Origin of the sequence: Shewanella sp. KJ2020 (assembly GCF_024197625.1) — a bacterium.
GTDB lineage: Bacteria > Pseudomonadota > Gammaproteobacteria > Enterobacterales > Shewanellaceae > Shewanella.
Window position 1 is genome coordinate 108107 of the sequence record NZ_JAKUKD010000013.1, and the last position, 16450, is coordinate 124556.

Below are 16450 nucleotides of genomic sequence, written 5' to 3' on the forward strand. Positions count from 1 at the left end.
TTGAATAAGTACCGACATGACTCCCCGCATTCATTCCCTATCGAGCTATATCATGGCGCCCAACATTGAATTTCAGCCATAAAAAAACACCGCCGAAGCGGTGTCTTTTTATATTTAAAGCGAGTCGTAATTAAGCTTCAGCAACGATAGAAACTTTAACAACAGCTTTAACTTCAGTGTGTAACTGAACTTCAACTTCGAAGTCGCCAGTAGTACGCAGAGCGCCTAATGGTAAACGAACTTCTGATTTAGCCAGCTCAACACCAGCAGCAGTCACTGCATCAGCGATGTCACGGTTGCCAACTGAACCAAACAGTTTGCCTTCATCACCGGCTTTAGAAGCGATAACAACCGCTTCTAGTGCAGCGATTTTCTCAGCACGTTGGTTAGCAGCAGCTAAGTCAGCAGCTAATTTAGCTTCTAATTCAGCGCGACGAGCTTCAAATACTTGAGTATTTGCTGCGTTTGCGACTACCGCTTTACCGTAAGGTAAAAGGAAGTTACGAGCATAACCCGCTTTAACAGAAACTTGATCGCCTAAGCCACCTAAGTTTGCAACTTTATCTAGTAAAATAACGTTCATTATCAAATCCTCTATATTCGATTAGGAATACTGCAATTACTGATGTAAATCAGTGTATGGCAGTAGAGAAAGATAACGAGCACGCTTGATAGCGCGAGCTAGTTGGCGCTGATATTTAGCACTAGTACCAGTGATACGGCTTGGAACGATCTTGCCGCTTTCAGTGATGTAGTTCTTTAAAGTAACGATATCTTTGTAATCAATTTCTGCAACACCTTCAGCGGTGAAACGGCAGAACTTGCGACGACGGAAATAACGTGCCATGTGACAGTCTCCTAAGTTTTCAATTCGACATTTTCGGCATGGATGACTAAGCGATTTTGACCATTTCTACCCTGTTGAAGGGTCATAAAGCCTTGCACTTGCACTTCCACACCTGCTTTCAGATTGTCTGCGACGCTTTCAAAGCGCGGGCCACTCAATATCACTTGTATTTGTACGTAGACGTTGCGAAGCATTTCGGCTTCATAACGCTGCGATTTGTGTTCCAGCATAATCACACTATGTGCAATCCCCGCTGGGCTTTTAAAGCGTCTGGAACGGGTTATGGTTCCGGACAACACCAAGCTATTGGTGGTCACAGATAAACTTACTCACCGATTTCTTCAGCGTGAGCTTCATCGTATGAGCGTTCGCCAGCTGGGCCACGACGTGAATCGCGCTCATCTCTAGCTCTAGCCATTGGAGATGCTTCAGTAACGGCAACTTTAGTACGCATTACCATGTTACGCAGAACTGCGTCGTTGAAACGGAAAGCTGTTTCTAGCTCTTCGATCGTCTCTGCAGGCGCTTCAACGTTCATCAGAACGTAGTGAGCTTTATGCAGATCTTGGATTGGGTAAGCCAGTTGACGACGGCCCCAATCTTCTAAACGGTGGATTGTGCCGTTAGCTTCGGTGATAACACCTGTGTAACGCTCAATCATACCTGGTACTTGTTCACTTTGATCTGGGTGAACCATAAATACGATTTCGTAATGACGCATTTATTGCTCCTTACGGTTATGTAGCCTCGTTATTGGCTCAGTCAAACCAAATGGAGGCAAGGAACGAAAAATAGTGACTGATTTGAGCGCGAGATAGTACAGAAAGCAGACGCGAAACTCAAGCAATAACTTTGCCTCGAGTGTCAATACGGGTATGATGACGCCTCACCTACATTCGGACCTCTAAAATCAGCCAACCAAGAATAAAATACAATGCTAAAAGTTATCGCTCCAATGAGTTTGTTTTGCCTCTCTTTCCCAGCAGTTGCGCTCGTTCCACCCGATTATCAGGAACCGCCCAGCGATTTTACTGCTGAAGTCGAAGCGGGCTTGCAACTGAATACGGGCAATACTGAATCCAGCAGTTTTAATGGTCGAACCCAACTGATTTACGATACTAAGCAAACCAAACAAGAAGCCACACTCAAGGCTTACTTTGCGTCCGAAAAAAGCGAAGTCACCTCAGAAAAATATGAGTTACAGTTACAGACCAACTATAAGCTCACTAAGGGTTATATCTTTGGCCGCGGAGATTTTACTTGGGATCAGTTCGGTAGTTACACGCAAATATCCACACTTTCAAGCGGTTATGGTTTTAACGCTATCAGTAGTTATAAAACCAAGCTCAGTCTCGAAGTCGGCCCTGGTTATCGATATAACATGCCAGCCGAGTCGGTCACAATCCCAGATCCTGATGCCGAAAAAGATGTCATTCTTCGTACCGCAGCAAAGTTCTCTCAAAAACTGCAAGAATATAGCAGTCTCAATGCCGATCTCACCGCCGAGGTGGGCGAGAATAACAACACCCTCACATTAGATATGAACTATAAAAATCTGGTATTTCAAGACTGGGCATTTAAGATAGGTATGAACATCAAATATACCGAAATCGTACCAGAAGGAAGCCAGCAGACCGACACTATCACCACATTCAACCTGCTCTATACCTTTAGATAAATCCGATAGAAAGCGGCTTGACTGAAATAATAATCCCCCTCGGCCAAATCCCGTTGCAACACAATTTAGTGATCAACACATAAAAACGCTAACTTAATCGATAAATACCAACAATTTGCAACACCGAATAAACACTAACTCCTGATATACTCAGCCGAGCAATCTTACAAGGAGTCGTTTATGGCTAATCCGCTACGTACTTTCGCCTCTTTATATAGCACCACGTTATTAACTGTGCTGGCAGGCGGTTTACTGACGACCTATTTGGGACTCAGACTCTCGGTCACCCATGTTCCACAGCTTTGGATTGGCGCCATGATGTCAGCCTATTACGTGGGTCTGGTGGCGGGTTCCAAGATCGGCCACAGACTTATCGCCCAAGTTGGCCATATTCGTGCCTTTGTCGCTAGCGCCGGGATTGTCGCCGCTTCGGCCTTAGGTCATGCCCTTGTCGATCAATTAGCCGTTTGGATATTACTCCGGCTTATCGTCGGCATGGGCATGATGTGCCAGTATATGGTGCTCGAAAGCTGGCTGAATGAACAGGCGGAGAGCAGCCAACGCGGCACAGTGTTTGCCAGCTATATGATAGTCTCTTACTTTGGCTTGATATTAGGCCAAGGCGCCATCAGTATTTACCCCGAACTGGGCTTAGAGCCGCTGCTTCTTATCGCCATTTGTTTTGCCCTATGTATCGTCCCTATTTCATTAACACGCCGCATTCATCCCGCCCCCTTAGTCCCAGCACCGCTGAAAATTGCCCATTATTGGAAAAAAGCCCCACAGGCCCTGACAACTATTGCCATAGGCAGCATGATAGTAGGCTCCTTTTATGGTCTCGCCCCAGCCTACGCCAGCAATTTAGGGTTACCCCCAGAGAAAGTCGCCACTTATATGACGGCCACTATTCTCGCGGGTCTGTTGGCGCAATGGCCAATGGGAAAACTGTCCGACATTATGTCCCGCAGCCGACTTATCCGTATCAATTGCATTCTCTTGGGGATTCTAGCGTTAGGCATAGCCATCATCCCCTATCACCCCGTGGTTTCACTGGTGATGACGTTTCTATTCGGTATTTTAGGCTTTACCTTCTATCCGCTCGCCACCGCACTCGCCAACTCTCGGGTTGAACAGAGCGATAGGGTGGGATTATCGGCCACTATTTTGCTCACCTTTGGCCTAGGTGCCAGTATCGGCCCCCTTATCGCCTCGACACTGATGCAGTGGCTTGGCAACAGCATGCTCTATGGCTTTATGTCGGCCTGCACCTTAATCCTGTTTTTACGCCTGCGTTATGTACATTCACAGCAAAAGGCCGAAACCCATGTGACCCAAGACTATATGATGGCAACGGGGGACTTAGTGTCATCGCCCCTTGCGGCAGCCCTCGATCCTCGGGTAGATGTTGAATCGATTCAAGAACATATGACCCCCACAATCAACGAAGACGAAGACGAAACGGAATTTGACTTAGGTGCCGATGGTGTGGGGGACGAAATTATTGAAAACGACAGAGATGAAGAGCAGCTCGCCTTCTGTTTCGATATTGAGCAAGCAGAGCCAGAGTCAGAGTCAGTTCCGGAGTCAGTGCAAACAGATGATGCCGATAATGGCCAAACTACCCAAGAAAAAACATTGACTTAAAATGGACAATAAAAAACGGGTTAACTTGATACCAAGTTAACCCGTTTTTTATGCCAGCCATACACGCTGAGGAACAGTCGAGTGCTGACGTATTAGCTGCGGCGTTGACGCACTGCTTCGAATAAACAAATGCCAGTAGCTACCGACACGTTCAAGCTCGACACACTGCCCGCCATCGGAATGGAAATCAACGAATCACAGGACTCGCGGCTTAAACGGCGCAATCCTTTATCTTCAGCACCCATAGCAATCGCCAGCGGCCCCTTAAGATCGGCTTGATATAACTCACAATCCGCCTCGCCCGCCGTGCCCACGATCCAAATGCCTTTTTCCTGCAAATGACGCATAGTGCGCGCAAGGTTAGTCACTTGAAATAAGGGTACAGTTTCGGCTGCGCCGCAGGCCACTTTACTCACGGTAGCAGTTAAACCAACGGAATTATCCTTAGGAACGATAATCCCCTGTACACCCGCCGCGTCGGCATTACGTAGGCAAGCACCTAGGTTATGGGGATCGGTAACACCATCTAAAATCAGCAAAAAGGGCAATTCTGTTTTAGCCAATAAATCGTCTAAATCATGCTCACTCAATACCTTTGCCGCTTTTACACGTGCAACTATGCCTTGGTGTTGGCTGCTTTCAGCCTTGTCGTCTAACGCTTTACGGGAAGCCACTTGGATCGTCGTGCCAAAAGTCTTGGCCTGATTAGCCAACACAGTTAAACGCTCATCATCACGGCCCTGCAATAACCAAAGCTCAATAATCCGCTCGGGGCTATGCTTTAACAGGGCTTCAACTGCGTGGATCCCAAAAATAATATCTTGTTTTTTCATTTATTTCTTTCTCGTGCTCCGCTTAGCGGCCTTAGGCTTTTTAGCCGGACTTTTTACATCTTTCTTTACTTTGGCACTCGCCTTGGGTTTAGCCTTAGCGGAACTGGTTTTCGATTTAGCCGTCCCAGTTTTAGTCGCCTTAGCCAGCTTTGCGCCTTCACGATTGACGCGCTCACGGGCCGTTAGCGGCTTATCGCGGCTGGCAGACGCTTTACGCTTGCCGCCTTTACTGTCATCGCCAAGCATAAGCAAATCAATCTGTCTGTCATCTAGATTAACAGCTGCAACCTTAACGGTCACAGGATCGCCAACCTGATAGATCTGCCCAGTATTCTCACCGATAAGACGTTGACGCATAGGATCAAACTGATAGTAATCGCTACCTAGGCTAGAAATGTGCACTAAGCCATCGATAAATAGCTCATTGAGGCGAACAAACAAACCAAAACTGGTTACTGAAGCAATCACAGCATCAAAAGTATCGCCAACGTGATCCTGCATAAACTCGCACTTGAGCCAATCGCTAACATCACGAGTCGCTTCATCGGCACGGCGCTCTGTGGTCGAACACTCTTCACCTAATTGATCGAGTTCATCGAGCTGATAGTGATAACCGCCATCCTGCGTCCACTTCTCAGTGGCTTCGCCTCTTTCCTTCGCCAGCAAATAACGGATCACACGATGTAACACTAAATCCGGATAGCGGCGAATTGGCGAGGTAAAATGCGCGTATTCTTCTAATGCCAAACCAAAATGGCCTTCATTATCCGGCGTGTAAATCGCCTGGCGCATTGAGCGCAGCAACATCACTTGGATAAGTTCGGCATCGGGACGGTCGGCGATTTGTAACATGACGTTCTGATAATCCGATGGCGTAGGTTCAAGGCCACCGGTCATTGTCAAACCCCGTTCAGCAAGGAACTCTTTAAAGTTCGCCAATTTTTGCTCAGATGGCGCTTCGTGCACACGGTACAAGACTTCGCCTTTGTGCTTTTTCACAAATTTGGCCGCAGAAACGTTAGCCAAAATCATACATTCTTCAATGATTTTATGGGCTTGATTGCGGCCTCGCGGCACAATTTTCTCAATCTTGCGCTGCTCATTGAAAATGAACTGCGTTTCCATGGTCTCAAAGGCAATCGCACCACGCTCGGCTCTTTGCTCATCGAGCGCGAGATACAATGACTGTAAACACTGCAAATGCGGGAACAAGCTTTCATGTTCAGGCGCAATCGGCCCACCTTCTAACATGGCTGCCACTTGGGTATAAGTAAAACGCGCGTGTGAGTGCATCACCGCTGGGTAAAACTTGTAACCCGATAACTTGCCTTTCGCAGACACAGTCATCTCGGCGACCATACATAAACGGTCAACATTGGGATTGAGTGAACAGAGGCCGTTGGAGATTTTCTCCGGCAGCATAGGGATCACTTGCGACGGGAAATATACCGAGTTACCCCGGGCACGCGCTTCGGTATCTAAAGCCGAATCGGTACGCACATAATAACTCACATCTGCAATCGCCACCCATAAACGCCAGCCACCGCTCGGCTTAACTTCGGCATAAACCGCATCGTCAAAGTCGCGGGCATCTTCTCCGTCGATAGTCACTAATGGCAGATGGCGTAAATCCACACGACCGACTTTATCGGCTTCAGTGACTTCATCGGGGATACGGCGCAGTTTTTTCTCGATCGCGGCAGACCAAGTATGGGGTAAATCATAGTTGCGCAGGGCAATTTCGATTTCCATCCCCGGCGCCATTTGCTTACCGAGTACTTCGGTGACTTTACCCGCAGCTTTAACAAAACGGCCTGGGCGACGCGTTAATTCCACCACGACCACATCGCCCTGACGGGCGCCATTGCGGTCTTCATTGGCGACTAAGATTTCTTGGGTAATTCGCTTATCATCGGCAATAACAAAGGCCATGCCGCTGTCCACATGGTAACGGCCAACAATCGCGGCGCTGCGTGGCTGAATAAGTCGCACGATACGGGCTTCACGGCGGCCTTTACGGTCCATGCCCGCCTTTTGAGCCAGCACTTTATCGCCGTGGAAATACATCAGCATATCGCGGTTAGAGATAAATAAATCATCACCACCTTCATCGGGTTTGAAAAAGCCGAAGCCTTCTCTATGCCCAAGCACAGTGCCGGAAATAAGATCCATCTTCTCGGGTAAGCCATAGCTCTGCCCACGGGTGAACACGAGTTCGCCATCGCGCTCCATCGCCCGTAGACGACGGCGCAGGGCTTCAAGCTGCTCTTCTTCGTGGATGTTTAACGCCGCGGCAATACTGTCACGGGTTATAGGTGATTTCTGAGAACGTAAGTAATCGATAATATACTCACGGCTTGGGATAGGGTTTTCGTACTTATCCTGTTCACGCTCAAAATGAGGGTCTTTAATCATTCAATATCCAAATAATGTGTCCCTGCTTTCAGGAACATCCTAATGGGTTCGCAACTGAGCTTGCTGAGCCCGCGCCACTGCACTAGGGGGCATTTTAGCTGCTAACACCTGCAGTAAAGACAAGGCTTTATTCTTCGTCGCCTCATCCGCAAAAACATCGTTATATAACCAGTGATAGGCCATCTCATAATCCCGTGGACTACCATAACCTTCACCGAATAAACGCACTAACATCATACGAGCGGGTAAGCTGCCACCCGCTGCAGCCGGCAGTAAATAGTTAACTGCACGGTCTTTATTACGAATAACAAATTTACCACTCTGGTAATACTCGGCAAGTTTTACCATAGCCTCGGGGCTGCCTTGCTCGGCCGAGTCCCGTAGCAAGTTCATGCCCTTCCCGGGATTTGCCTTCACACAGGCCCCATGATTAAGCATTTCGCCCCATAGGAACTGGTATAGCGGCTGTTTCAAGACTTCGGCACGCGCCTCTATGTCTTGAACTAGCTGGCAGTCATCACGCTTCACTTTCGCTAAGTATTGATTACTATTGATCAATTCAAGCAGCTGAGCTTGACTATAAATATCCACAGCCTGTGTTTCTGCAAAACACATTGAAGATACTAAGGGCAGTAGTGCAACTAATGCTGTACGTAGCATAACGACTCTCAATGACAATAGGGTGAATACTTGCATCGGCAGTATAACCTATTTCTTGAGCTTGAGCTGATTTCTTGAGCTAAACATCTAACCACAGAAACGAATAGAGAAAGGCATAAAGCAGCGGAGAAAAAGGCCGTGAAACACGGCCTTTTAAGTCTTAATTGAACGGACTCACTAAAATCATCGTCTCGTTACGGTCAGGACCCGTAGAGATAATATCGATAGGTGTTTCTAGCAACTCTTCAATACGCTTGATATAATTGATCGCTGCCTGTGGCAATTGATCAATCGACGTCGCACCAAAAGTCGACTCGCTCCAACCAGGCATAGTTTCATAAACAGGCGTAACCTGCTCATAACCTTCGGCTGCCAGTGGCGTAACCTTTGCAATAGTGCCATCAGGGTGTTGATAACCAACACAAATCTTCACTTCTTTCAGACCATCAAGAACGTCTAACTTAGTCAGGCAAAAACCACTGACGCTGTTGATTTGTACCGCGCGGCGCATTGCCACTGCATCCAACCAACCTGGACGACGCTTACGACCCGTAGTCGCACCAAACTCATGACCTTTAGTACCTAAATGATCGCCCACTTCACATAAAAGTTCAGTCGGGAAAGGACCTGCACCCACACGAGTGGTGTAAGCCTTCATAATACCTAGGACATAGTCTAAGTGACGTGGACCAAAACCGCTGCCCGTCGCAACACCACCGGCAGTGGTATTTGAAGAGGTTACAAACGGATAAGTACCGTGGTCAATGTCTAGCAGCGTACCTTGCGCGCCTTCGAACAATATTGGCTCACCCGCTTTACGGGCGGTATCCAAGAGTTCAGTCACGTCAACACACATGCTCTTCAGATAATCGGCCATAGCCAATGCATCTGCTAGTGTCTGTTCGTAATCTACAGCTTCAACCTGATAATATTCTGTCAGCATAAAGTTATGATATTTCATCACTTCTTTCAGCTTTTCAGCAAATAGCTCTGCGTTGAACAGATCGCCTACACGTAGACCGCGGCGGGAGATCTTATCTTCATAGGCAGGTCCAATACCACGGCCAGTTGTACCAATAGCTTTGTTACCGCGGGCTTTTTCACGGGCGATATCGAGGGCACAGTGGAAAGGTAGGATCAGCGGGCATGCTTCAGAAATCAGCAGACGTTCCTCAACGGGAATGCCGCGCTCTTTGAGCATGTTGATCTCTTTCATCAGGGCATCGGGGGCAACCACCACGCCGTTACCAATAATGCATTTCACATTATTGCGTAAAATACCCGATGGGATCAGATGAAGTACGGTTTTGTCGCCATTAATAACTAAAGTATGACCCGCATTGTGGCCACCTTGATAGCGAACTACATATTTTGCCTGTTCTGTTAGAAGGTCGACAATCTTACCTTTTCCTTCGTCACCCCATTGGGTACCGAGAACAACTACGTTTTTGCCCATTGTTTGCTGCAAGGTTGTGGTTAAAAAAGAATTCTAACAGATTTTAACGGCCAAGTGGTAAGGCATTTATGAAAAAATAATCAAAATAACGGCACCCGCCGTGACTAAAGCGCCGCCTATTCTGCGTAAAACTTGCTGATTTTGATTAGAAAGTTCATTCAGATAACGACGCCATTTATTGGGAAATAACAGCGGACCTACGCCCTCTAGGATCAACACCAATGCAACCGCCAGCATAAATAATTGAAATGTCATCTTCCCCTCGCAAGTTCTACTTTATTTTCCAAATGATAGCCAAATTCAGCCAATAAAAAACCCAGCATAAGCTGGGTTTTTTGATATTCCGAAAACGTATTAACGCTTAGAGAATTGTGGCTTACGACGTGCTTTACGTAGACCCACTTTCTTACGCTCAACTTTACGAGCGTCACGGGTAACGAAACCAGCAGAACGTAACGATGGACGCAGAGCTTCATCTAATTGCATCAGAGCACGGGTAATACCGTGACGGATTGCGCCTGCTTGGCCAGTGATACCACCGCCTTTAACAGTTACATAGATGTCCAGCTTGTCAGTCATTTCAACTAACTCTAATGGCTGACGAACAACCATACGAGCAGTTTCACGACCAAAATACTGATCCAAAGGACGTTGATTTACAACGATGTTTCCACTACCAGCTTTAGCGAATACGCGTGCTGTAGAGGTTTTGCGACGGCCAGTGCCGTAGTACTGAGTTGCAGCCATTTGCTTAATCCCGTTTAGATATCAAGAACTTGAGGTTGTTGTGCAGCGTGGTTATGTTCTGCGCCAGCGTAAACTTTCAGTTTACGGAACATGGCACGGCCCAGAGGACCTTTTGGTAACATACCCTTAACTGCCTTCTCGATGATCATTTCTGGCTTATGCGCTTGCAGCTTTTCAAAGCTGATTTGCTTAATGCCACCAGGGAAGCCTGAATGCGAGTAGTACGTTTTGCCTTTCGCTTTGTTACCAGTAACAGTAACTTTCTCAGCGTTGATAACGATGATGTAATCACCAGTGTCAACATGAGGAGTGTATTCTGGCTTATGCTTTCCGCGTAAACGGGTAGCAATTTCAGTAGCGATACGACCTAAAGTTTTGCCGTCTGCATCAACGACGAACCAGTCACGAGTTACAGTTTCTGGTGTAGCAGTAAAAGTCTTCATTATTACAAAAACCCAAAGTTAATTTTCTGTCTCACATGCTGTTTGCATTTGCAAACAACACAAAATTGCCTTTCGGTACCCCTTCGAGCACTTAATTCGGCTTACAACTTCCGCCCAATTGGCGGAGTAACGTGGGCAGGTGGCGGAGTATAGACAAAGCTGAGTTAAAAATCACCTGATTTTTTGCCAAACATTATAAAATTTCGCTCAATGTGGCCCGTCATCCGACGGATTAACAAGCCACTGGCGATTCGAGGAGGGAATGGTAAAAATGTATACCCTACAAGGTTAAGGTAGATGCTCGGTTTTTAAATAATCATGGGATTGCATTTCAATAAGACGTGAGCGGCAACGTCTAAATTCAAAACTCAACAATCCGTCGGCGTAGATGTCCTCCAGCGGCACTTGGGCCGATACAATCAGTTTGACATTGCGCTCGTAAAACTCATCCACCATGGCGAGAAAACGTCTGGCAATATCATCTCCCGTCAGAAAAGCGCCCATTTGCTCTATGCCACTTACAAGCACTGTATGATAAATCCGCGCTAACTCCATATAATCCCGCTGGCTACGCGGCCCATCACACAGAGCCCTAAAATCTGCGAGTAACACGCCCTGTGCTTGCTGACGTATTTGGATTTCACGCCCTTCAATTTCAATGGCTTCGGTTGATACTTCTGCCTCAGGCGCCAATTGTTCGAAATAATGCAGCAGGTTAGTATCGGCCTGCGCATCTAAGGGATAGTGATAAATCTCCGCCTGCTCTAATGTTCGTAGTCGATAGTCAATGCCAGAGTCCACATTTAACACTTCACAATGTTGATTAATCAAAGCGATTGCCGGTAAGAAACGAGCCCGCTGTAAGCCGTTTTTATATAAGTCATCGGGAATGATATTCGATGTGGCGACTAATACGACGCCCTCTTTAAATAGGGCCTGAAAGAGTGTGCCGAGTAACATCGCATCGGTAATATCGGAGACAAAAAACTCGTCAAAACAAATCACTCGATACTTGGCCGCCATCTGTTTAGCAATGACTAATAAGGGATCCCTTGTGCCTTTGAGGCTATCTAAATCTAAGTGCAACTGGTGCATAAAGCGATGAAAGTGTGCCCGCAATTTTTTATCGCCAGGCAGTGCATCATAAAAGGTATCCATCAGATAGGTTTTACCGCGCCCCACTCCGCCCCAAAGATACAGACCTTTAGTTGCAGCAGGTGCTGATGTTAATCCTATTGCCGTAAACAACTTAGTGATGACTGAACTGGGTTCCTCTGCGGCGGTCAAATCCTCATAGACTCGTTGCAATGCCTTAACGGCAATTTCTTGAGCCGGATCATGGGAAAAACCATCTCGGGTAAGATCTCTTTGATAATGCAGCCAAGGGCTTAACTGAGGCACTTTTTAATTCTCTTATATCCTTTAATAAAACTGTGACGATATTAGCACGGCAAATGTGACGCAGGATATATTAATGCCGCATTGGGCAAACAAGGCAAATGCCCTATTTCTTTAAAACCCAGCCCCATAGCCATAGTCTGTGTTATAACCCTTTAGGCAATAGCTCGCTATTTGACTTTTTGGTCTTGAAAAATACGCTAAGCGTCCATAATTTTCACTTCAGTTACATTCAAGGAAGAGCCGATAAAATAGTCATAAAGAAATTAACCTTTGTTAATATTGATGAACTTTTTCAAATAGGTGCGTGTCCGAATGGTTACCTAGGCAAATAGCCGGTACCGATACAGATTTGATCTGGTGCGCACTCTATAACGACACATTACATCCAGATCCTTGATCCCTTATTTGGAGTTATGAATAGATGAAAACAAAACTATCTGTACTTTCAGCCGCAATGTTAGCCGCTACCTTGACTATAATGCCTGCCATCTCACAGGCCGCAATTCCACAGTCTGTTGAGGGACAACCTATTCCAAGCCTAGCGCCCATGTTGGAGCGCACTACTCCCGCGGTGGTTTCTGTGGCAGTGACAGGCACCCATGTGTCTAAGCAACGTGTTCCCGATGTATTCCGCTATTTCTTCGGCCCCAATGCGCCACAGGAGCAAGTGCAAGAACGCCCCTTTAGAGGCTTAGGCTCAGGGGTGATTATTGATGCTGAGAAAGGCTATATAGTCACCAATAATCACGTGATTGATGGCGCCGATGATATTCAAGTCGGGCTGCACGATGGCCGAGAAGTTAAAGCAAAACTTATTGGTACTGATTCAGAGTCTGATATCGCGTTACTGCAAATTGAGGCCAAAAACCTTGTTGCTATTAAGTCTTCTAACTCAGATGACTTGCGTGTCGGCGACTTTGCCGTTGCCATTGGTAATCCCTTCGGTTTAGGGCAAACAGTCACATCCGGTATCGTCAGCGCCTTAGGTCGAAGTGGCCTAGGCATTGAAATGCTCGAAAACTTTATCCAGACAGACGCCGCTATTAACAGCGGTAACTCCGGCGGTGCACTCGTTAACTTAAACGGGGAATTGATTGGAATTAACACCGCAATCGTTGCGCCGGGCGGTGGTAACGTCGGTATTGGCTTTGCGATCCCCGCCAATATGGTGAAAAACTTGGTTGCACAGATTGCCGAACACGGTGAAGTACGCCGCGGCGTGCTGGGGATTTCAGGACGCGACCTCGATAGCCAGCTCGCACAGGGGTTTGGTTTAGATACCCAGCACGGTGGCTTTGTTAATGAAGTCACCGCGGGCAGCGCTGCGGAAAAAGCTGGCATTAAAGCGGGCGATATTATCGTCAGTGTCGATGGTCGTGCGATTAAGTCGTTCCAAGAACTACGCGCTAAAGTCGCTACTATGGGCGCTGGCGCTAAGGTTGAGTTAGGGCTGATCCGCGATGGCGACACTAAAACGGTTAAAGTGACCTTAGGCGAAGCCAGCCAAACCACAGAGGCTGCCGCTGGCGCAGTTCACCCAATGCTGCAGGGAGCTTCATTAGAAAACTCAGCTAAGGGCATTGAAATTACCGAAGTGGCGCAAGGTTCACCCGCGGCCATGAGTGGCTTACAAAAAGGCGATGTGATTGTGGGAATTAACCGTTCTGCGGTGAAAGATCTTAAGTCACTCAAAGCACAACTTAAGGATCAAGAAGGAGCGGTAGCGCTGAAGATCCTTCGCAATAAGAGCATGTTGTACTTAGTTTTACGTTAATCGACGCTCGTGTCTGAAATTTCAGCAATTTTTCAGACTCAGATCAGCATAGGGAACACTCGTTCCCTATGCTTCGCGCGGTTAACCATGTTAATCTAACTCACCTTTTTCAATATTTATCCTGCCATGACAATAAAAGACACCCTGTTATATCTAGGTAAAGCCATCCTTTTCGGTCTTATCATGGCGGCAATGTTCTTATTGGTCACCCGTTATTTCGATAATCAACACCTTGGTAATAGTCTGCTTCAGCCCCGAGCGAATAACACAGTCGAGCTATCCTTTGCCAAGGCCGTGCGCCGCGCAGCCCCTGCCGTTGTCAATATTTACAGCCTCAGCATAGATCAGAGTCGCCCACTCAATTCGGGTTCACTCCAAGGTCTAGGTTCTGGGGTGATAATGAGCAAAGAAGGCTATATTCTCACGAATTATCATGTAATTAAAAAAGCCGATGAAATTGTGGTCGCCCTGCAGGACGGCCGTAAATTTACCTCTGAAGTGGTGGGTTTCGATCCTGAAACCGATCTCTCCGTCCTTAAAATCGAAGGCGATAACTTACCGATTGTCCCCGTTAATTTAGATAGCCCACCTCAGGTCGGTGACGTGGTGCTCGCCATTGGCAACCCCTACAATTTAGGCCAAACCATTACCCAAGGTATTATTAGTGCCACCGGCCGTAACGGTTTAAGTTCGGGTTATTTAGACTTCCTGCAAACCGATGCCGCGATTAACGCGGGCAATTCCGGCGGCGCCTTAATCGACACCAACGGTAGTCTGATTGGGATTAACACCGCCGCATTCCAAATAGGTGAAGAAGGCGGTGGCCACGGCATTAACTTCGCTATCCCGATAAAATTGGCCCACAGTATTATGGGCAAGTTGATTAAGAACGGCCGCGTGATCCGCGGAGCATTAGGGATTTCCGGCGAGCCGATTAACCCTGTAGTAGCACAAATTCTAAATCTGCCCGATTTGCGGGGGGTATTAGTCACAGGAGTCGACCCTAACGGCCCTGCGGCACGGGCCCAGTTAATGCCAAGGGATGTGATTATTAAATATGATGGCGAAGATGTTCCCGGCGTCGAGATGCTGATGGACCGCATCGCAGAAACCACCCCAGGTAAAAAGGTGATGATGACGGTCATCCGCCAAGGTAAACCGCAAGAATTACCGGTCATTATTGATGAAAAGGTTGTGGTTGATAATTAAGCTCAGTAACTGACCTTGTTAACCTCAGAATGAGGAATGTATAAAACCTCATTCTGAGTCATTCTAAAATCACCTATTACCCCATCCCTCAAATGGCGGAGCTAAAATAGCACTGTAATTTCTAGCTTACTTTTGCCCCAAAACAAGTTGGCTGAATCGGATATTGCGTTATATGCATTGCCACTGTTCCCCCAGTGACACGCCGTGAATATATCCCTATAGGCTCGACGGCGGCATCCATGCCGCCAACGGTCACTGTTGTAACAGTGGCAATCTTAACAACTATTGAACTGTTCATCAGGCTAAAAGTTTTTTGCCCCATTGTGTGTTTAGGCTCATTAGCTCAAACGAAAATGCCCACTCATGTTGCCCGACAAATTCTCATATATCAGCCTATGTTTGTCCCTACTGTAAAGCGGCTAACTATGGGTATACAGTCGTATTTAAATTTAGTTATTGGGGAGTGATTTGAAGACAATATCAGTGCGCATTAATTACATCCGCAATAAATAAAATTCTATCAAATCAATTAACTATAGTAGCTGACTTTTAGTTAATAGGTTTGGAAAACGCGCATGCGCGTTTTTCCAGATGGTATATTTAATAGAATGCTGATAAGTTCTTTGCATACAGATAGTTAACTGTGCGCGTTTTCACTGGTCTAACGAGGTAAACGCGCATGCGCATGAATAAAATGTTATGCACATGTGGTGCTATGAGCAACTACCTTAAAATTGAAAGAATTCCCTGCGAAGAGCCATACCATGTTCAGCTGGCATGGAGCGTTTCGAATGGAAATTTGTACTCGACCTTTGAGTACTACGACAACGCAGAATCACTAAAAGTAATTGGTAGCAGGCTTGAGGATTTCCCTCGCCACGTCGGTGATGATTTTCTCTACGAAATTGGCTCTGAACGACCTGAAGATCGCTTTGCGTATTATTTTCGATTGCGGGCCTTCACCACTAACTCACGCGGCGGTTCAGCAATACAAATAAGGTTCTGTAACAACAGAGAATTACCTTACCGTGAAATATCCGAATTTTGCATACAGGCAGAACCGGCGTCTATTAACAGGCTTGGCAGACTATTTTTGGAGTTCTCGAAACTTGAAAAAGAATACATGGAGTGGTCTGACCTTGAGTCCTTTATTGGCAGCAAGCAAGAGCATGCATAACAAATAAGGATAGGCCGCGCATAGCCGCGACCTTATCCCAAGTGTTGAACAAGCCCGATGCTGGTTGTTGACACTTTATTATGCAAATAGCGGATTGAGAATTTGTGCTGGCGAAGGTCTTATTTTCAAAGAGACTTTTATGCAGACATGACCCGCCCTTAGCGAA

At 46.8% G+C, this 16450-nt stretch carries 17 protein-coding genes; 5 read left to right on the forward strand and 12 right to left on the reverse strand.

What is annotated here, in order from left to right; genetic code table 11:
- Positions 1 to 130 precede the first annotated feature (130 nt).
- From rplI to rpsF, 4 genes are read right to left on the reverse strand one after another with little or no spacing between them, the layout of a single operon-like run.
- Positions 131 to 583, reverse strand: a complete 453-nt coding sequence (gene rplI, locus MJO46_RS08575) for a 50S ribosomal protein L9 (protein ID WP_253988957.1) — start codon at positions 581 to 583, stop codon at positions 131 to 133.
- Between the two features lie 36 nt (positions 584 to 619).
- Positions 620 to 847 (reverse strand): 30S ribosomal protein S18, encoded by a 228-nt coding sequence (rpsR, locus tag MJO46_RS08580; protein WP_006083042.1) that lies wholly within the window; start codon positions 845 to 847, stop codon positions 620 to 622.
- Positions 848 to 858: 11 nt separating this feature from the next.
- Complete coding sequence (priB, locus tag MJO46_RS08585) at positions 859 to 1164, reverse strand: primosomal replication protein N (RefSeq protein ID WP_198781113.1); 306 nt, start codon at positions 1162 to 1164, stop codon at positions 859 to 861.
- A gap of 8 nt (positions 1165 to 1172) precedes the next feature.
- A complete protein-coding gene (gene rpsF / locus MJO46_RS08590) occupies positions 1173 to 1568 on the reverse strand; it encodes a 30S ribosomal protein S6 (RefSeq protein WP_011790676.1) in 396 nt (131 codons plus the stop codon).
- 213 nt (positions 1569 to 1781) lie between these two features.
- Here rpsF and MJO46_RS08595 point away from each other — a divergent pair, with 213 nt between their 5' ends.
- Together MJO46_RS08595 and MJO46_RS08600 are read left to right on the forward strand one after the other, a co-directional pair.
- Positions 1782 to 2525, forward strand: coding sequence for a YdiY family protein (locus tag MJO46_RS08595; RefSeq protein WP_253988958.1), 744 nt, complete (start codon positions 1782 to 1784; stop codon positions 2523 to 2525).
- A 180-nt stretch (positions 2526 to 2705) separates the two neighbouring features.
- On the forward strand, positions 2706 to 4169 hold the full coding sequence (locus tag MJO46_RS08600) for an MFS transporter (protein WP_253988959.1): 1464 nt from the start codon (positions 2706 to 2708) through the stop codon (positions 4167 to 4169).
- 92 nt (positions 4170 to 4261) lie between these two features.
- Here the strand turns inward: MJO46_RS08600 and rlmB are convergent, their stop codons facing one another.
- The 8 genes from rlmB to zapE form a co-directional block, all read right to left on the reverse strand.
- Positions 4262 to 5002 (reverse strand): 23S rRNA (guanosine(2251)-2'-O)-methyltransferase RlmB, encoded by a 741-nt coding sequence (gene rlmB, locus MJO46_RS08605; protein WP_253988960.1) that lies wholly within the window; start codon positions 5000 to 5002, stop codon positions 4262 to 4264.
- The gene (gene rnr / locus MJO46_RS08610) at positions 5003 to 7417 is read right to left on the reverse strand and encodes a ribonuclease R (RefSeq protein ID WP_253988961.1); all 2415 of its coding nucleotides are present in this window, start codon (positions 7415 to 7417) and stop codon (positions 5003 to 5005) included.
- 39 nt (positions 7418 to 7456) lie between these two features.
- The gene (motX, locus tag MJO46_RS08615; protein ID WP_198781118.1) at positions 7457 to 8113 is read right to left on the reverse strand and encodes a flagellar protein MotX; all 657 of its coding nucleotides are present in this window, start codon (positions 8111 to 8113) and stop codon (positions 7457 to 7459) included.
- A 124-nt stretch (positions 8114 to 8237) separates the two neighbouring features.
- Entirely contained in the window at positions 8238 to 9533 is a 1296-nt protein-coding gene (locus MJO46_RS08620) for an adenylosuccinate synthase (protein ID WP_253988962.1), read from the reverse strand.
- A gap of 66 nt (positions 9534 to 9599) precedes the next feature.
- Complete coding sequence (locus MJO46_RS08625) at positions 9600 to 9788, reverse strand: DUF2065 domain-containing protein (RefSeq protein ID WP_253988963.1); 189 nt, start codon at positions 9786 to 9788, stop codon at positions 9600 to 9602.
- Positions 9789 to 9887: 99 nt separating this feature from the next.
- On the reverse strand, positions 9888 to 10280 hold the full coding sequence (gene rpsI / locus MJO46_RS08630; protein ID WP_006083052.1) for a 30S ribosomal protein S9: 393 nt from the start codon (positions 10278 to 10280) through the stop codon (positions 9888 to 9890).
- A gap of 14 nt (positions 10281 to 10294) precedes the next feature.
- Positions 10295 to 10723: a 50S ribosomal protein L13 gene (rplM, locus tag MJO46_RS08635; RefSeq protein ID WP_007650458.1), complete on the reverse strand. Its 429-nt coding sequence runs from the start codon at positions 10721 to 10723 to the stop codon at positions 10295 to 10297.
- Between the two features lie 288 nt (positions 10724 to 11011).
- Positions 11012 to 12124: a cell division protein ZapE gene (gene zapE, locus MJO46_RS08640; RefSeq protein ID WP_253988964.1), complete on the reverse strand. Its 1113-nt coding sequence runs from the start codon at positions 12122 to 12124 to the stop codon at positions 11012 to 11014.
- Positions 12125 to 12545: 421 nt separating this feature from the next.
- On the opposite strand from zapE, the gene degQ reads away from it, so the two are divergent.
- From degQ to MJO46_RS08655, 3 genes are all read left to right on the forward strand, one after another.
- On the forward strand, positions 12546 to 13898 hold the full coding sequence (degQ, locus tag MJO46_RS08645; RefSeq protein ID WP_198781122.1) for a Do family serine endopeptidase DegQ: 1353 nt from the start codon (positions 12546 to 12548) through the stop codon (positions 13896 to 13898).
- Between the two features lie 126 nt (positions 13899 to 14024).
- Complete coding sequence (gene degS / locus MJO46_RS08650) at positions 14025 to 15107, forward strand: outer membrane-stress sensor serine endopeptidase DegS (RefSeq protein ID WP_198781123.1); 1083 nt, start codon at positions 14025 to 14027, stop codon at positions 15105 to 15107.
- Between the two features lie 679 nt (positions 15108 to 15786).
- Positions 15787 to 16284, forward strand: a complete 498-nt coding sequence (locus MJO46_RS08655) for a hypothetical protein (protein WP_253988965.1) — start codon at positions 15787 to 15789, stop codon at positions 16282 to 16284.
- The last annotated feature ends 166 nt before the right edge of the window (positions 16285 to 16450 follow it).